Genomic DNA, 15569 nt, shown 5'->3' on the forward strand with positions numbered 1-15569 from the left:
TTATTACTCCTTAATATGAGAAATCGCCATTTCAAAAACTTTTTCTACGTGTTCATCGCATAAAGCATAATAAACCCGCTGTCCTTCTCGTTTTACCATCACAAGATTATTTAAGCGTAAATAGCATAACTGATGAGACACAGCTGATTTGGTCATTCCTAAAATTTCAGCAAGATCGGTAACGCACAGCCATTCATGGATCTGCAGCGCATTTACTATATTAATTCTTGTAGGGTCGGCTAATGCCTTAAAAAACTCTGCGGTAACATCCACGTCGTCAGGAGCGAGCATCTGCGACTTAACGCTTTCAATAAGTTCTTCACGACTGTTTTCTTTTTCCTTCATATTAATCATCTCTTCGTTAAGCACAAAATCTATTGAGCAATTGTTCAATTATTTTAACAACTATCTTTATTTAAAATTAAGCGATAAGAAAAAATTCTTTTTCTTTTTAAAAATTTACAGTTTTTTTATAAATTCCATTTAAAACATCACGCTTGAATAAACGAAACGTCCACTTGTAATTATAATAGCGCTATATTCCACACGAGCATCAAGTATGTTTTTAATCGGCGTTATATCAAGTATCATTGCAGCAGTTTTACAAGGACTTAACTACGCGATAACCAAAAGTTGTCAGGATTCTTATCATATCTACGGTTTTAGAATGCTTATCGCCGAACAGCTTGCGATAGCGTTTATCGTTTTCTGGCCGTTTATTTTCTTTAAGTATTACGAATTTTTTGAATGGCGGATTATTCTCGGTCTGTTAGAAATCAACATTCCGTTTTTAATGGCGCAATATTTTATGATTATGGCACTGCGCTCAAGCGACGCGTCAATCGTTTCTCCTCTTTTGGTATTAAAGATACCTATTCTGACCGCAATATCATTGATTTTATTTCACGACAGTTTTGAACTGCACCAATATTTTGCCATTACCGCGATTTTGTTGTTATCGTGGATCTTCTCCTCTCTTTCTGGTCAAATAAGAATTAGAGCTTTAATTTTTATCTTCGCCGCCTGTTTTTGCTATGTTCTAGCCGATATCGCAACAGTAACACTTGCCAAAACTTTTAAAGCACCGCCTATAGAGCAGGCGATTATTCTTAATATTTACAACTATATTGCCGCACTTGTCTTCTTTATCCCCTGTGCTTTTATCAAAAAAGTCAAATTAAACGACATGTATAACTGTAAATATGTAGCTATAACTTGGATCGTTTCATCAACTTTAATGGTAATTGCCTTTAATTTAAGCGGTGTCATCTCAGGCAATATTATTCAATCGCTGCGCGGTGTTTTCGGCATAATTATAGTCATGCTGTTTTTCAAAGCGCAAATTATCGATCATAAAACCAAATGGCAAACTAAGGTTACTCTTTCTTTATTAATGACGTTGTCAGTTGTTTGTTTCTATATTTAACTTACTTCTTCAATTGCCGCCACTTCGCGCATCGCTTGATGCGTCTCATCCTTGTTTTCATTGATAATGACCACCGCAAGCGTGATCACTTCTTTGTTCGTAAGTCTTAATCCGTACTTCTTTTCCTTAATTTGCGCGTTGGCTTCCTCAAGTTTTTCTCGGACATTATCTGCCTTGCCTATGACTTTAAACTCACAGATATAAAGTCTTCTGTCATTTTCAAAACATAAGTCGCTTCTGCCCAGCGCCGTCTGATACTCAGTATAAGTATTAAAGCCTATAATCTGCAGCATCACCTTGTAAACATCTCGAAAAGCGTGTTCTTTAAAGCTCACTACGCTTTCATAGGAAAACTCGTTTAAGATTTTGTTGAACTCATCCTTGAGCGCAGAAAAATCTCCCGCATCCAAGGCCGCCTTTATCGTTAAACCGTAGCAATCACTTAATTGCGATGCGGTTTTATTCGTTAATTTGTCGACGATAAGCTCGGCAAACGCCTTTTTACCTCAAGATTGGGAAGTCCTACTTTAAGGTAGTTAAAGGCTTGATCTTTAATCGTGAAATAGCCTGCCTGATACAAAATGGCAAAGAACGGGAAATTCTCATCCTCAATACTTGTTATCGTGGGAGATAATGCCGCGATGTTGGTCCTTTTTATAAACTCAAGATTTAAATAATCGACAAGCTCGGTCTTCTTTACTTTTTTATCAATAAAAGTATTTAGATAATTTACCAAAAGCGACGGCTTCGCTCCGCCCGTCTCAAGCCAATAGGGCTTAAAACCGCGCTGTGCGTTTTTAAAAAAGTTTAATATTGACCACGGGTTATAAACATGCCATTCACACTCTTCATCAAATGAATAGCCGTCATAATTATTTTTGAGCTCTTCTAAAATAAGCTCATATGTATATTTGTCAGTCTTTTCTTTTTTGTTTAACGCATTAGCCGCGTATTCAATGTAGTCTTTAAAATAACTCTCAAGCTCAGCTTGAGTGTAACCAACAATAGCGCCGTAATCAGGATTAAAACTTATATCTTCAATATTATTGAAGGCGGAGAATATTGAAGTATTGGAATAGCGCGTCACTCCAGTGATAAAAATAAAGCGAAATTTACCCGAATAAGCTTTTATCGTGGAGAAAAAGTTTGACAATACTCTTCTTCTTGATTCAAACTCCTCTTTATCCCCCATCACCGCGGTTAAAGGCGCGTCATATTCATCAATCAATAAAACAAATTTAGCATCGCTTTGTTGTTTTAGAAAAAACTGCAAATAGGTATTGGAGCTATCTGCTAAATCAGTAATTTCCGGTAAATCTTTGCAGGTTATTTTTAACTGCGTAAGCAAAGATTGGTCAAAAGATCTTTCTCCTCTCTCTTTTATTATTGAAAAATCCAAATGTATGACTTTATAAGTCGTATCTTTCCATAAGTTTTCAGTGACAATTTTGAGTCCCTGAAACTTATCAAGACCGTTTGAGAAAAGCTCATGAAAAGTGCTTACTAATGTCGATTTACCAAATCTGCGCGGACGGGATAAAAAAATCGGAGCATCAAATTGAGCCAATTTAGCGACTAAATCCGTTTTATCAATATAGATTTTCTTTCTTTCACAAAAGTTACTAAATGAAGTAATGCTTAATGGCAGTTTGGCAAGATCAATCATATTTAATTCTTCATACCAAAGTAAACACACACTTCAGTATAGTCTGTAACATATATAACCGCAATGTTTCAAAAAACAGAACACCTTATTTTATTATTTGTATTTCATAAATTTTTACTGTTATCAAATCCACCCTCCTTACAGAAAAATGCTTTCCAAAATCCATTAAAAAACATTAAATTTTCTGTTTTTTTTACGATCCATTTTGGTGCGTATTTTTAGACGCAATTTTATTTTATTGATTTACAAAACGAAATTTAACAAACACTGCAAAAGTGCAACAAAGTCACCAGGGTACATTTTCATTTTGCCTTAAACTTGCCGCTTATTTTTTAAGGATAAAAAAATGGAAAGCGCAATTGACAAAAATCAGCTTAAAACCTCGTACGACATACGCGGTTTATCTAGGCTTTTTAACGATTTGGGAAGTGTAATCATTAATGCGCTAAAAGATCCTTTTATAAATGAAATCATGTTGAATTGCGACGAAACTTTATTTGCCGAACATAAAAATAACGGACTGATTAAAATCGGAACATTAGATCCGATTAAAGCTGCTGTAATCATAAGAACTCTAGCCTCACTTTTAAATAAAGAATTAAATAGTGACAGCCCAATTCTTTCAGGAGAATTACCCTTTGACGGCTCACGTTTTGAGGGCCTGCTGCCACCGCTTGTTGCCAAACCTGTTTTTTCAATACGTAAACATAACGCACTTTCTTTACCGCTTAATGCTCTTGTAAAAAGTGAAATGTTAAATAAAGAAGAAGCACTATTTTTAAAAGAAGCAATCGCTAATCGCCGCACAATAATCGTATCAGGACGTACCGGATGCGGTAAAACTACTTTAGTTAATGCTCTTTTAAATGAGCTTTCACAAATTTGCCCGCATGACAGAGTCATTTCTATTGAAGACACCAAAGAATTAAAAATACAAGTAAAAAATAAAATCTCTTTATTTACATCTCAAACCTCAGACATGTCTGTCCTACTAAAATCCGCCCTGCGTTTACGTCCTGATCGCCTTATTGTGGGAGAAGTCCGCGGCAGCGAAGCTTTAGATTTAATAGATGCCTTTTCCACAGGACATAGCGGAGGTTTTACCACACTGCACGCAGGGTCGATAGATCAAGCATTAAAAAGGCTTACCCTGCTTATTTCAAGACATGAACATGCACCACGCCTAATTGAACCGACGCTTGCCGAAGCTCTTGATTTAATTGTTCAGCTGCAGCGAACTCCATCACGACATATAAGTGCGATTGCACAAGTTACGGGGTTTAGCGAAGGCGTTTTTCATGTAAAAAATATTTTTAATAACAAATAGTTAATTTCTATCTTTATACGGAGATGACAACATGAAGAAAAAACTTATCTGTTCTATTTTGATTCTTGCTTTAAGCGCTTCTGCAGCTTATGCCTCTGATACGCAGGGAGGATCTTTACCGTACGAAAGCTGGCTAAGGACTTTACAGCAATCACTAACAGGTCCCGTAGCCTTTAGCGTCTCACTTATCGGGATCGTAAGCTGTGGCGCTACTCTTATTCTTGCTGGAGGAGAAATAAATAAGTTCATGAGATCGTTAATTTATATCGTCCTCGTTATGACACTGCTTGTAGGAGCAAATTCTTTAATGACACGCTTTTTCAACGGAGCCGTAATTGCAGTAAATCACAGTAAAAACCATAATCTAAACCAAACACAAAATACAAATTTTATTAATAATTTTTCCGATATAACAATTAATTACATTTAATCATGAACGAGCATCAGATCTATAAAGCTTTAATACAAAAACAAACATTTTTAGGCTGTGAGCGCAGTTTATGCATGTTTTTAATTTTAATCTGCATCGCGCTTGTTCTAAGTTCAACAGATCTCATCGTAAGCCTGTTGTCCTTCTGTTTGTTCATTTGCGGGTTTTATTTGCTTCGACTTATGTCCGAGCACGATCTGATGCTTAGTAAAGTGTATTTAAAACAGATAAAGTACGCACCTTTTTATCTTGCTCAAGGACGTAAGTTAAACAATAGTTGGAAAAAGAAATAACAAATGTACACTGATTTACTTTTTTATGCTGCGCTTACACTAGCCATAATCGCGATCTTATCTGTTTTGCCTTTTGCGATTGCCTATACCAAAACATTAACCCGACGCAATAATATCCCTGCATTTTGTGATTTGCTTGATTATGCAACGCTTATAAAAGATAACCTAATAGTGTTAAAGTCAGGAGCCCTTTGCGCGTTTTATGAAATTTTTCCTGACGATCAATCACAGCTTAATAAGGCAAGTCTTACTCATTTTGAACAAATAATTCAAAAAGCCTTTTTAAAACTAGGTGGCAACTGGGCTGTACATTTTGACGTTAAAAGAATAAAAGACGGATTTTATGCTCCCACATGCGATTCATTCAATCAAACGATTAACGATCTTGAAATCAAACGTATTCTGAAATTTAAAAATGAAAAAAGTTTTGAGAGCAGATTTTTCCTTACACTCACGTTTTTAGGCACATCTACTTCACGTCGTAAGATTGAAAGTCTGGTATTAAACGATAGCAATGATCATAAAAGTGCAAAAGAATCTACTCTTGAACTTATTGAAAAATTTCAAAGCGAATGTAAATCCATTACCGATACCCTGTCTTTAGTTATTAAGGTAAAAGCTCTCACTTCAACGCAACACCTTAACTTTACTTTAAATCAAACCCTTTCATTCATACATTCATGCATTACCGGCAAAGAACATGATATCGCCGTTCCTAAACATAATTGTTATCTTGACGCCTTACTTTCTACTAAAGATTTTTCTTCAGGATTTACACCCAAAATCGGCAGTAACTATATTGCCTGCATCGCAATTGACGGTTTCCCGCAAAGCTCATATTTGGGAATACTAAATTCACTTGCATTATTACCTTTTCCATACCGCTTTCATTCCCGATTCCTGACTTTTGACAAAATGCAATCTCATATCCTGCTTGAAAAATACCGCAGACTCTGGAGCCAAAAATCACGCGGAATTCTTTCTCAAATTTTTAATCAGCCAAATGCCAGAGTAAACGAATATGCGGTAGAAAAAGTATCAGAAATCGATGAAGCGAAATTTGCCTTTGAGGGCAATGAAGAAATTTTCGGAGCATACACATCCGTTATTATCATCATGGATGAAAATATGGACTTACTGCAGGAAAAGGCCACACTTGCAGTTAAGACCATTGAAGATCTGGGATTTGCCGCTCGTGTTGAAACAGTCAACGCAAATGAAAGTTATCTCGGCTCACTGCCTGGACACTGTTTTGAAAATATTCGCCGTCCGATACTGTCAGGAACAGTATTTACCGATTTAATCCCTCTATCTACTCCGTGGAACGGAGAACGCTTTTCTCCAAATCCTTTATACGGGAAAAACGCTTCTCCGCTAATGCAGGTAAAAAGTGCCGGACATAGCCGTTTTTACTTAAATCTCCATCAAAAAGATCTGGGCAATACTGCCGTAGTCGGACCACCAGGATCCGGAAAATCAGTTCTTTTGGGATCTTTGATATTAAATCTTATGCGTTATAAAAACATGAAAATCTTTGCCTTTGACAAAGGGTATTCGTTTTATGCCATAAGCAAAGCTTTATCCGGATCTCATATTGAATTTTCAAATTTAAAAAGTGCATTTTGTCCACTTTACCACCTTGAGAACAGTAATGACTTTACATATGCGCAAGACTTCATTGAACTTTTATGTCGTATGTCCGGACATTCGCTTTCTTTAGAAGAACGCAGTGAAATAAACAATTGCCTGAAAATACTTGCACAAAGAGAAAAAGATAAACGCTCATTAAGTGATTTTCATTTATTGCTTCTATCTAAAAATCTAAAACAGGCAATTGCGCCTTATACCGTCATTGCCGGAGAAAACAATTTACTCGACAATACTGAAAATTTAGGCTTTGATTCTGATCTTACGGTTTTTGAATGCTCTGATTTATTTGAATCTCCGCAAAGTTTCTCATTACCGCTTTTAAAGCAAATTTTCAAACTTATATCCGACAGTTTTTCAGGAGATCCTAGAGCCATAATCCTTGATGAAGCATGGCTTATGCTAAGAGACGAAATTTTTGCATCCGAACTTTTAAAGTGGTTCAAAACTTTAAGAAAACATAATGTCATCGTTGTTCTAGCAACACAATCCATTACCGATATTGCCAAAAGTACATTATTCGAAACCTTTCTTGAATGTGTTAAAACCCGTATTTACTTACCTAATTACGATGCCAAAAGCGATGTTTTAAAACCGATTTACAAACAAACAGGGCTTAATGAAGAGCAAATAAATAATCTCTCTGACGCAATACCCAAAAAAGACTATCTCTTGCTTAAAGGACAAAAAGCAGCATTTTTTAATCTGATGATGACAGAGGAAGAACTGCGCCTTTTATCTTTCAGCGGTGATCATATCAAAACTCAGGTTGATGCGTTATTTAAAAAACACAGCCGTAATTTTTACAAATATAAGGAGTAGATAGTATCGTGAAAACAAAAATATCAAAACCATCTGTTTACGGAAATGAAAAATACAATATAGCCATATCTGAGTTAAAACAAAGATTAAGTCTTATCATAACCGCACTAATCGGAACGGCATTCGGCTTTATCTGCCTTGGCGCTTATATAGTTAAAAGTTCGCAAAGTCAGATTATTCCTTATCTTGTAACCGTGGATACTCATGGAGTGATTCTGGCAAAAGGCCGTATCGACTTAAATAAACAAATTCCTCAAGAGGCTATTGCCGCCACTCTTAGCAACTTTATTAAAAACTTGCGCAGCGTTACATCCGACAGCAAAGTGCAGCGTGATTTTATTTTAGAGACTTATGCATACGTTAAAGAAGGCTCTCCTGCCTTACAAAAATTAAATGATTTTTACAATAATGAAAATCCTTTTATAAAACAAGAACAAGGTTCTATAAACATCATCATAAATAACGTTATTACTCAAGAACATAACAGACTTCAGATTGATTGGACCGAAGAATCATCCGATGCGCTTTCCTTATCAAAAAAACAAATGTTCCGCGCGATATTAGCTTATTCCGTAAGTAATGAAGCAGCAAAAGATCCTGATGCCTTACTGCTAAATCCTCTGCAGATTTTCGTCGAGGATTTTGCCGTTAGTGCGGTTCTTAACAATTAACACAACAAGGAGGCGGCTTTTATTATTTTTCCGTTGAAAATGTTGCGGAAAACTGCCGATTATTCATGAATAAAATTAGTAAAACATTTTTATTTTTATGTTCCATAACGCTATGCTCAAACGCCATAGCTGACAGTGCGTATGACGATTACTTCATGGAACAAAACGGAAATGATTTTTTAACTGATGAAGATTTAAAAGCTCTTGAAGATTTACAAAAAGCAGAACGGACTGGAGTTGATGGTCTTGGTTTACAGGGAAGTGTATCAAAACCAGGTGAAATGGTTTTTACTTTTGGAGCTTCAAGGCCGACTATCGTTTGTGCCGTTCTTGAACTTTGCGATATTGCTTTAGAGAAAGGAGAAAAAATTAATACGGTACAAATCGGTGATGCTGCTCGCTGGCTTGTTGATTCAGCTGTTTCAGGAACGGGAAATGATGAAGTACAGCATTTAGTTGTAAAACCTCTTGATAATGCTCTTAAAACCTCTATGGTCATTACTACGGACAGGCGGACCTACCATTTAAGACTTAAATCTTCCATTACGGATTTTATGCCGCAAATTCGTTTTATCTATCCTGAAGATGCTTTAGCAAAACTTAATAAACTTAAAGAGAAAAAACAACAAGATGATGAACGAAATGTAATTTCCGGAACCGGAATAAACATTAACGATCTTAATTTTAATTACCTCATAGAAGGTGATGAAAAGATCAAACCGACACGCGTTTACCATGACGGGCAAAAAACCTATATCGAATTTCCTGAAAAAGCTATCTATGCTCCTCTTCCGGCTCTTGTAATAGTGAACAAGGTCAATTTCTTTTCTGAAGACGATTTGCAAACAGCCAATTACCGCATTGTCAAAAACCGCTATATTGCCGACGGCGTTATTGAAAGAGCAAGACTTATCTTAGGAGACAACGACGATGCTTTAACTGTAGATATCATTTATAAGGATAAATAACGTGACAAAAATTTTAATCGCGGCACTTGTATGCATTAGCGCATGTACCAACTTAAAAAGTTCTTCTTTTTCCGTAAAAGAAGAAACTTCAATAAATTTATTCGCGCCTGACGATTACTCTAAAGCCTTTAACGACTTTGCTCTTATCCTCAAACATAAACTTTCTTTTGGTAAAAACAGTTTTAGCGTTGTCGGTTTTGATCATGAGCAAAACAAAAAATTCTCATCATCGTTGATGCAAAAAGGCGCATCTGTCTGCTCAGGGCAAGAATTCTGTTCCGGAATTTCATTGCGACTTGAAATCATTGCAATTAAGGAAAACTCCGTCCTTATCAGCATTAATACTCCAAAATTCATATTAAACCGCATTTATCAAAAAAAGCACGGTTCTATTCATGCCGTTTCCGCATTTACTTTTAAGGAAAAATAAATGACTAAATTTAATACTGAGGTTAAAAAAGGACGAGCCGGCAAAACACCACTAATCATTTTGCTATTTGTGGCTCTTATTATATTGATACTTGCCAATCTTGCAATTGACGGCCGTAATGCTCATAGCCGTAATGAAATTAAGGAAAAGAGCGCAAAAAGTGACCTTAACATTGCCGCAAATCAAATTGCCAAAATGGAAAGACAATCTCTTATCAATAAACAAGATATATTTAAAGATTCTAATAAAACTGTAGAAAATGATGATAGTGCCTTAGATAACTTTCAAGACATAAATAAAGACGATTATGATTTTCAAAAAGATTATGAAGAATATTTACGTATTGAGGAAAGTAAACCGTTACCTCAACCTGCATATCAAAATCCTATCCCGAATAAAATCAAAGAAAAAAGATCTTCTGATTTTGAAAAAGCCTTAAGCGCACCGACTAAAGTTGATCTTAATTTTTCAAAAAATACGGTACAAAACTCAAGTACTAAAAACGATCCTTACAGCTATCTGTCAGCTAATCAAATTAACGAACTAAAGCGCGGTAAAGAAGCTTTAGAAAAGATGTCCACCATCTCTCAAGAAACGAATGGAACACTTAATGATTATGCTTACCTGCAAAATAATGATTTTAAGCTTAACCATAATGTAGAAAGTATCACCAATCCCTTTGTCATAAAACAAGGCAGCGTTATTCCCGCGGTTTTGCTTACGGGAATTAATTCAGATCTGCCGGGGCAAGTAAGCGCACAAGTTACCAATGATGTTCTAGATAGTCCTTTTGGCAACAGTATATTAATTCCTAAAGGCTCAAAGCTAATCGGACAATACGGTTCAGGACCGGGGTTCGGTCAAACTAGGATCATGATGGGATTTAACCGTCTCATTTTTCCTGACGGCAAAAGCCTAAATTTAGAAGCCATGCCCGGAACAGGTTCTGACGGATATTCAGGATTTAAAGCTGATGTCAACAACCATTGGCTGAAGCTTATTTCATATTCGGTATTTTTAGGCGGCATCACTACCGCCGTAACCCTAAGTACCGATGCAGCATACGACTCTGAAGGAAAAATCACGCCCCAAGCAGCTTTATCCCAATCCATGGGAGAAATTTTGGGGCGAACCATGAGTCAGGTCATTGAAAGAAATTTAAGTCTCTCTCCCACACTTACAGTAAAACCCGGCTTTCGCTTCAACGTGGCAGTAACCAAGGACATAGAATTTTCAGGAGAATATACAGCATATGATTACTATAATTAAATTTCTTAAAATCTTCTGCTTTTTGATTTTAACTTTATCATCCGCTTCTTTTGCAAGCTTTCCAGTCTTTGACGCATCTGCTTTACGTGAAAGCATTTCACAAAAAATTGCGGCTATAGAACAATGGGCTACGGATAACGCGCATCAAATCCAACAGCTTCAGGAACTTGTCAACACTTATGAACTTGAAGCAAAGAATTCAGTAATGCCGATGTTAAGTGCATGGCAGGATTTACAGTCTTTACATGAAGATTCTTTATCTTTACTTCACGCAAGCGCCTCGGTGTGGCAGGAATTTGGCGATGCCAACCGTTATCTTGCTTCTTTTAAAAGATCGGATGCATGGAATAACTGCATACAATCTGGGCATTGCAACTTTAAAAAGACTCTGCGCCTTATTGATAATACGGCAATTGATTTTGCGACCAAATCTTATCAAAACGCTGAACTGATGCAGGAAAAACTAAAAAACCAAATAAATGAAGTCCAAAAGTTAAATCTTGAAGCACGCTCTTCTACCGGAAGAGCTGCCTCTCTTGATGCCTTGTCTAAAATCAACTCTTCAATTTCAAGTTCTCTAGTAGATTTGAATCTACAGACTTCAACCTTGGTAAAACTTTTAAGCCATGATTTGGCCGCTAAAAATAACGAAGATCTTGCACAAAAAAGTTCATATGAAAACTTTATGCAAACTGACGGGTACATAAAATCTCCGCATATTAACCTTTCCATTAACGATTTACTTAATAACTGATTATGAAATATAAAAAAATATTTAGAAACTTTTTATTCTTATTTTTTTCGTGCTGTATATTTTTTAGTTTTTCAGTCTTTGCCGCACATTATGAAGGGACCTCGCGTAACTTCCATGAATCTTTAATAAAGCAGCAAACTTTAGAAGCTAGAGATCTTGGGAATATGTATCTAAACCCGTCAGGAGTTTTAAATCTCTCGGTTAACCGAGTTTTAGCTAAGATAAAACAAATTACCGTTCCGCTGCAAAATGCTGCTACCCGTTTATTTTGGATTTTGTGCGCAATCTCTGCCGTTCTTTCAGGAATACGTCTTATTTTTCAGGACGGAACCCTACAAAGCTTTTTTGGCGAGTTAGTTAAAATGCTCCTTATCATCGGCGTATTTGAATTCCTGCTGCAAAACGGCTCTGATATCGGCGCGGATATTATCGACTCCATGATAAAACTGTCACAAAGCTCTGAATTAGGAATATCGGAATGTGCAGATAAAACTTTTAAAATCGCCAAACTGCTTATTAAAAATGCCAGCACTCACGGTCCGATTATGGAAATAACCATTATCCTTGAAGTAGTGCTCATATTTGTGGTTTTATCCCTTATCATCGTTAAATTTGCCGTTATGTACGTAAGCGCTTATTTTATATGCGTAACAGGTATTTTCGTTTTAGGTTTCGGTGCTCTTTCTTTTACCAGAGACTTATCGATAAATTACCTTAAAATGCTTTTTTCTATCGGTCTGCAGCTTATGTGCATCATCTTAATTTGTAACACCGGTTTTTCAATTTTTGATGATTTTATAAACGATTTAACCAATTCCCACACCGTTACGTTTATGGATACTGCCGTTTTAATTTTTACATCCCTATTTATATACGGATTATCCACAGGGACACCGCAAATTGTCGGACAATTAATCATGGGCGCTAATATTTCAGGAGACTCATTATTAAAACCTGTCGCCGTCAGTTCTCATATAATAATGAGTACAAAATCAACTCTCTCCCGTTCATTATCCCGATCTATAAAAGGCAAGAAAAAAAGCTGAAAGTATGTTTACACCAATTAAAATCGATATACTGTTTTAATTGGTGCAATCTTCCATACAAGATATAAATGGGCGTATAATAAACACAATCCGTAAAACTTATGAGGATTGTTATGTTTTCCCTTAATAAATTAAACCGTATCGGCGTTTTTATGGCGACAGGCTATATTTGTGCCGGTACCGCAATTGCCGTTATCGGCGGCATTCCTTTATGGACAGAGTACTTTGACAGTACTTTCCTACTTGTTTCCGCTGTTATTATCTGTACCGTGATAGTCGCCGGAGCCTGCGGAATTCTTCTAATGCGCTACCTAATCAAAAAGGTCGGTGCAAAAGCAGTCTTTGAACAGGATATCCTGGTTTATATGATTGGCATGCTTCTTATGGCTTTAACTTTAAATAAAGCCATGTTCATGGTAGGTCTCATAATCGTATCAGGGGTAATGCCGATATTTTTTTACGAGAACTTTAACCGTCAGCTTCTTCCGGTAAAAAAAGGCGGAATAAGTGTTATCTATCTGGCCGGCTGGGCTTTAGGTCCGATTGTCTGCGCACTTAGCATCGGTCTTTTGTCAGAGTACGGATTAATTGTACCGCGTATTATCTTTGCACACTTTATCGTAATCGGTTTCTGGGTATGGGTAAAACGCCTCGACATTCATGAGAATTATGCTGATGCACCGAATTGGCTGCTTGCAAAAGATGAAAAACCAGACCAAACATCATCCGTAACTGCTACGGAAAATGATAACAAAACCGAATAAACGTAAGCACAAATAAAAACAAACATTAAGGATAAACAATAATGCAGATGTTTTTAGCCATGCGAATATTGATATGAACAAAATAACCGCTTTTCTTTGTCTGCTTTTTATAGGATTTTTGCCAAGCATTTCCTACGCAGACGACGCCCTTTTCACCAGACTTACTTTTTACGGCATCCGCTATGAAATGATCATTTTTGCGGTAATGCTGGTCGGTGTAGCAGTTTTCTACAATAAAACACGCCAAGTCGCCATTTTCGGTTTGGTTGCATTGTGCTTTTACAAATATGAATTTACCGATAATTTTTCGGTTATAACCAAACTTTTCGGTTATGTAAACGCTGACGGAGAATTCGTTAAAGGTTCTTGGAATACTTATTTAAACCTCCTTTTAATGTTGCCGGGCTTTGCTATTCTTGCCGATATTTTTGAAAGATCCAATTTTCCGGCCATTCTCCCTCGATACTTACCGTCAAATCAATGGACAGGTGCCGTACTTTTGTGTTTCGTGTTCATATTAAGTACCTTCCTTGATAATATCGCTGCCGCTCTTATCGGATGCTCAATGGCAGCTGCAGTATTCGGTGGAAAAATCCACATTGGTTTTGCAGCCGCAATCTGCGCCGCTTCAAATGCAGGCGGCGCCGGATCCGTCGTAGGCGACACGACTACGACCATTATCTGGATTTACGGAAAAGATCCTTTGGTAATTGCACAAGCATTCCTTCCGGCAATTGTAGCTACGCTTATTGTCGCTTTCTTTGCCTCAAGACAACAATATAAATACGCCCCTTCTATCGGTGCAGTTAATGACAGCATTAAAATCAACAAACGGGCATTAACATCCGTTTTCCTTATTCTGATTTTTGCCATTGTTTTTAACTATGCACTTGAACTTCCGGGATTAGGAATTTGGCTTGCTATTTTAATCAGCGCATTTTTAACAAAAGTACGCTTTTCGGTAGTTGTAAGCGCTTATGACAGCACTGTTTTCTTGGTTGCCTTAGTATTCTGCGCAGAGTTAGTTCCGATTGAATCGGTTCCTGATGCTTCAATATTGTCAACTTTGGCAATCGGATTCGTATCAGCAGTATTTAATAATATACCGTTAACACAGCTCTGCTTAATTAAAGGCGGTTATGACTGGCCGTTAATCTCTTATGCCGTAGGTTTCGGCGGTTCGATGATTTGGTTCGGCTCTTCCGCCGGTGTTGCCGTCTGCGGTGTCTTTAATAAGGCTCGCAGCTTTATGAACTGGTTGCGTTACGGTTGGCATATTCCGTTTGCCTTTATTATCGGCTTCGGCGTTTATTTGTTAGTATTAGGATGGGATCCGATGAAAGGAAACCCTCCCGATCAAATGCCTGAACCTGTAAGCTTCTCAGAAAGCATCGGTAATACACCTATACATCATAATGATTAACTAAAAATAAAGCATTAAGCGTCGGCACTAATTGCCGACGTTTTTTTTAACAAAAAAAATAAAATCCAACTTACAAAAATAAAAAAATAAGCGCAAAATACATCTGAAAAAAGTGAGAATACTAGTATGTCAAAACAAGAATTATTTCGCCGTTATATTGTCTTTTTCTTAGCTCTTACAATTGGTGCTTGCGGTGTAACTTTAGTTACAAGATCTCATCTTGGTGTAAATTCCGTTGCCTGCTTAAGTTATGTTTCTTCAATTTACCTACCTGTTACTATGGGAACGGTAGTAATCATTTTTAATTTATCGATGCTTATACTCCAATTCTTTTTATATAAAAGGGTTGAACTTAAATATCATTTAATGAATTTATTGCTGCAAATTCCGGCTTTTTTCTTTTTCGGGGTTCTTGTTGATATCTTTATGTTTCTAACTAAAAATTTTAATCCTGACTTTTATCTTGTCGAATTTGCCGCATTAATTTTCGGTTCGATTTTAATTGCCTTTAACATCGCACTCCAGGCAACCGCTAACGTCACCATGCTAAGCTGTGACGCTTTTGTTAAAGTACTGGCTGAAAAAATTAACAAAAAATTAGGATCTGTAAAACTTATTTATGACGTGATTTTA

The 15569-nt window shown here is 36.7% G+C and carries 17 protein-coding genes; 14 read left to right on the forward strand and 3 right to left on the reverse strand.

Annotation, left to right across the window (positions count from 1 at the left end; all coding sequences use genetic code 11):
* Positions 1-3 precede the first annotated feature (3 nt).
* Complete coding sequence (locus QZ019_RS02915) at positions 4-345, reverse strand: metalloregulator ArsR/SmtB family transcription factor (protein ID WP_040909250.1); 342 nt, start codon at positions 343-345, stop codon at positions 4-6.
* A gap of 214 nt (positions 346-559) precedes the next feature.
* Between QZ019_RS02915 and QZ019_RS02920 the strand changes: the two genes are divergently transcribed.
* Positions 560-1426, forward strand: a complete 867-nt coding sequence (locus QZ019_RS02920; protein WP_294566239.1) for a hypothetical protein — start codon at positions 560-562, stop codon at positions 1424-1426.
* Here QZ019_RS02920 and QZ019_RS02925 read toward each other — a convergent pair.
* Both QZ019_RS02925 and QZ019_RS02930 read right to left on the reverse strand, forming a co-directional pair.
* Positions 1423-1836, reverse strand: coding sequence for a PD-(D/E)XK nuclease domain-containing protein (locus QZ019_RS02925; RefSeq protein ID WP_295482146.1), 414 nt, complete (start codon positions 1834-1836; stop codon positions 1423-1425). The genes QZ019_RS02920 and QZ019_RS02925 overlap by 4 nt on opposite strands.
* Positions 1837-1892: 56 nt before the next feature.
* The gene (locus tag QZ019_RS02930; RefSeq protein WP_295482148.1) at positions 1893-3092 is read right to left on the reverse strand and encodes an AAA family ATPase; all 1200 of its coding nucleotides are present in this window, start codon (positions 3090-3092) and stop codon (positions 1893-1895) included.
* 346 nt (positions 3093-3438) lie between these two features.
* Here QZ019_RS02930 and trbB point away from each other — a divergent pair, with 346 nt between their 5' ends.
* The 13 genes from trbB to QZ019_RS02990 all read left to right on the forward strand — a co-directional run.
* On the forward strand, positions 3439-4419 hold the full coding sequence (gene trbB, locus QZ019_RS02935; protein ID WP_295482150.1) for a P-type conjugative transfer ATPase TrbB: 981 nt from the start codon (positions 3439-3441) through the stop codon (positions 4417-4419).
* A gap of 31 nt (positions 4420-4450) precedes the next feature.
* Positions 4451-4849, forward strand: a complete 399-nt coding sequence (locus tag QZ019_RS02940; RefSeq protein WP_294567031.1) for a TrbC/VirB2 family protein — start codon at positions 4451-4453, stop codon at positions 4847-4849.
* Between the two features lie 2 nt (positions 4850-4851).
* A complete protein-coding gene (trbD, locus tag QZ019_RS09890) occupies positions 4852-5142 on the forward strand; it encodes a conjugal transfer protein TrbD (RefSeq protein ID WP_366930384.1) in 291 nt (96 codons plus the stop codon).
* Between the two features lie 3 nt (positions 5143-5145).
* Positions 5146-7611 carry a hypothetical protein gene (locus QZ019_RS02945; protein ID WP_295482154.1) on the forward strand — a complete coding sequence of 822 codons (2466 nt, stop codon included), beginning with the start codon at positions 5146-5148 and terminating at the stop codon, positions 7609-7611.
* Positions 7612-7619: 8 nt separating this feature from the next.
* Entirely contained in the window at positions 7620-8282 is a 663-nt protein-coding gene (locus QZ019_RS02950; protein WP_295482156.1) for a VirB8/TrbF family protein, read from the forward strand.
* A gap of 65 nt (positions 8283-8347) precedes the next feature.
* Positions 8348-9250 carry a P-type conjugative transfer protein TrbG gene (gene trbG, locus QZ019_RS02955; protein ID WP_295482158.1) on the forward strand — a complete coding sequence of 301 codons (903 nt, stop codon included), beginning with the start codon at positions 8348-8350 and terminating at the stop codon, positions 9248-9250.
* Position 9251: 1 nt separating this feature from the next.
* On the forward strand, positions 9252-9680 hold the full coding sequence (locus QZ019_RS02960; RefSeq protein ID WP_295482160.1) for a hypothetical protein: 429 nt from the start codon (positions 9252-9254) through the stop codon (positions 9678-9680).
* Entirely contained in the window at positions 9681-10949 is a 1269-nt protein-coding gene (locus QZ019_RS02965) for a TrbI/VirB10 family protein (RefSeq protein ID WP_294567019.1), read from the forward strand.
* The gene (locus tag QZ019_RS02970) at positions 10933-11703 is read left to right on the forward strand and encodes a hypothetical protein (protein WP_294567017.1); all 771 of its coding nucleotides are present in this window, start codon (positions 10933-10935) and stop codon (positions 11701-11703) included. Before QZ019_RS02965 ends, QZ019_RS02970 begins: the two co-directional genes overlap by 17 nt.
* Positions 11704-11867: 164 nt before the next feature.
* On the forward strand, positions 11868-12749 hold the full coding sequence (gene trbL / locus QZ019_RS02975) for a P-type conjugative transfer protein TrbL (RefSeq protein WP_295482162.1): 882 nt from the start codon (positions 11868-11870) through the stop codon (positions 12747-12749).
* A 113-nt stretch (positions 12750-12862) separates the two neighbouring features.
* The gene (locus QZ019_RS02980) at positions 12863-13513 is read left to right on the forward strand and encodes a hypothetical protein (protein ID WP_294567013.1); all 651 of its coding nucleotides are present in this window, start codon (positions 12863-12865) and stop codon (positions 13511-13513) included.
* Positions 13514-13586: 73 nt separating this feature from the next.
* A complete protein-coding gene (locus QZ019_RS02985) occupies positions 13587-14936 on the forward strand; it encodes a citrate transporter (protein WP_294567011.1) in 1350 nt (449 codons plus the stop codon).
* A gap of 126 nt (positions 14937-15062) precedes the next feature.
* A partial coding sequence (locus QZ019_RS02990) for a DUF6198 family protein (protein ID WP_295482166.1) occupies positions 15063-15569 on the forward strand: 507 nt, incomplete at its 3' end.

The sequence above is a fragment of the uncultured Succinatimonas sp. genome, from assembly GCF_905203285.1.
In the GTDB taxonomy this organism is placed as follows: domain Bacteria; phylum Pseudomonadota; class Gammaproteobacteria; order Enterobacterales; family Succinivibrionaceae; genus Succinatimonas.

Coding starts and splice junctions, on each gene's coding strand:
- QZ019_RS02980 (WP_294567013.1), top strand. CDS start 12,863: ATGTTTTCCCTTAATAAATTAAACCGTATCGGCGTTTTTATGGCGACA.
- trbD (WP_366930384.1), top strand. CDS start 4,852: ATGAACGAGCATCAGATCTATAAAGCTTTAATACAAAAACAAACATTT.
- QZ019_RS02945 (WP_295482154.1), top strand. CDS start 5,146: ATGTACACTGATTTACTTTTTTATGCTGCGCTTACACTAGCCATAATC.
- QZ019_RS02940 (WP_294567031.1), top strand. CDS start 4,451: ATGAAGAAAAAACTTATCTGTTCTATTTTGATTCTTGCTTTAAGCGCT.
- trbB (WP_295482150.1), top strand. CDS start 3,439: ATGGAAAGCGCAATTGACAAAAATCAGCTTAAAACCTCGTACGACATA.
- QZ019_RS02915 (WP_040909250.1), bottom strand. CDS start 345: ATGAAGGAAAAAGAAAACAGTCGTGAAGAACTTATTGAAAGCGTTAAG.
- QZ019_RS02930 (WP_295482148.1), bottom strand. CDS start 3,092: ATGATTGATCTTGCCAAACTGCCATTAAGCATTACTTCATTTAGTAAC.
- QZ019_RS02985 (WP_294567011.1), top strand. CDS start 13,587: ATGAACAAAATAACCGCTTTTCTTTGTCTGCTTTTTATAGGATTTTTG.
- QZ019_RS02965 (WP_294567019.1), top strand. CDS start 9,681: ATGACTAAATTTAATACTGAGGTTAAAAAAGGACGAGCCGGCAAAACA.
- QZ019_RS02920 (WP_294566239.1), top strand. CDS start 560: ATGTTTTTAATCGGCGTTATATCAAGTATCATTGCAGCAGTTTTACAA.
- trbG (WP_295482158.1), top strand. CDS start 8,348: ATGAATAAAATTAGTAAAACATTTTTATTTTTATGTTCCATAACGCTA.
- trbL (WP_295482162.1), top strand. CDS start 11,868: ATGTATCTAAACCCGTCAGGAGTTTTAAATCTCTCGGTTAACCGAGTT.
- QZ019_RS02970 (WP_294567017.1), top strand. CDS start 10,933: ATGATTACTATAATTAAATTTCTTAAAATCTTCTGCTTTTTGATTTTA.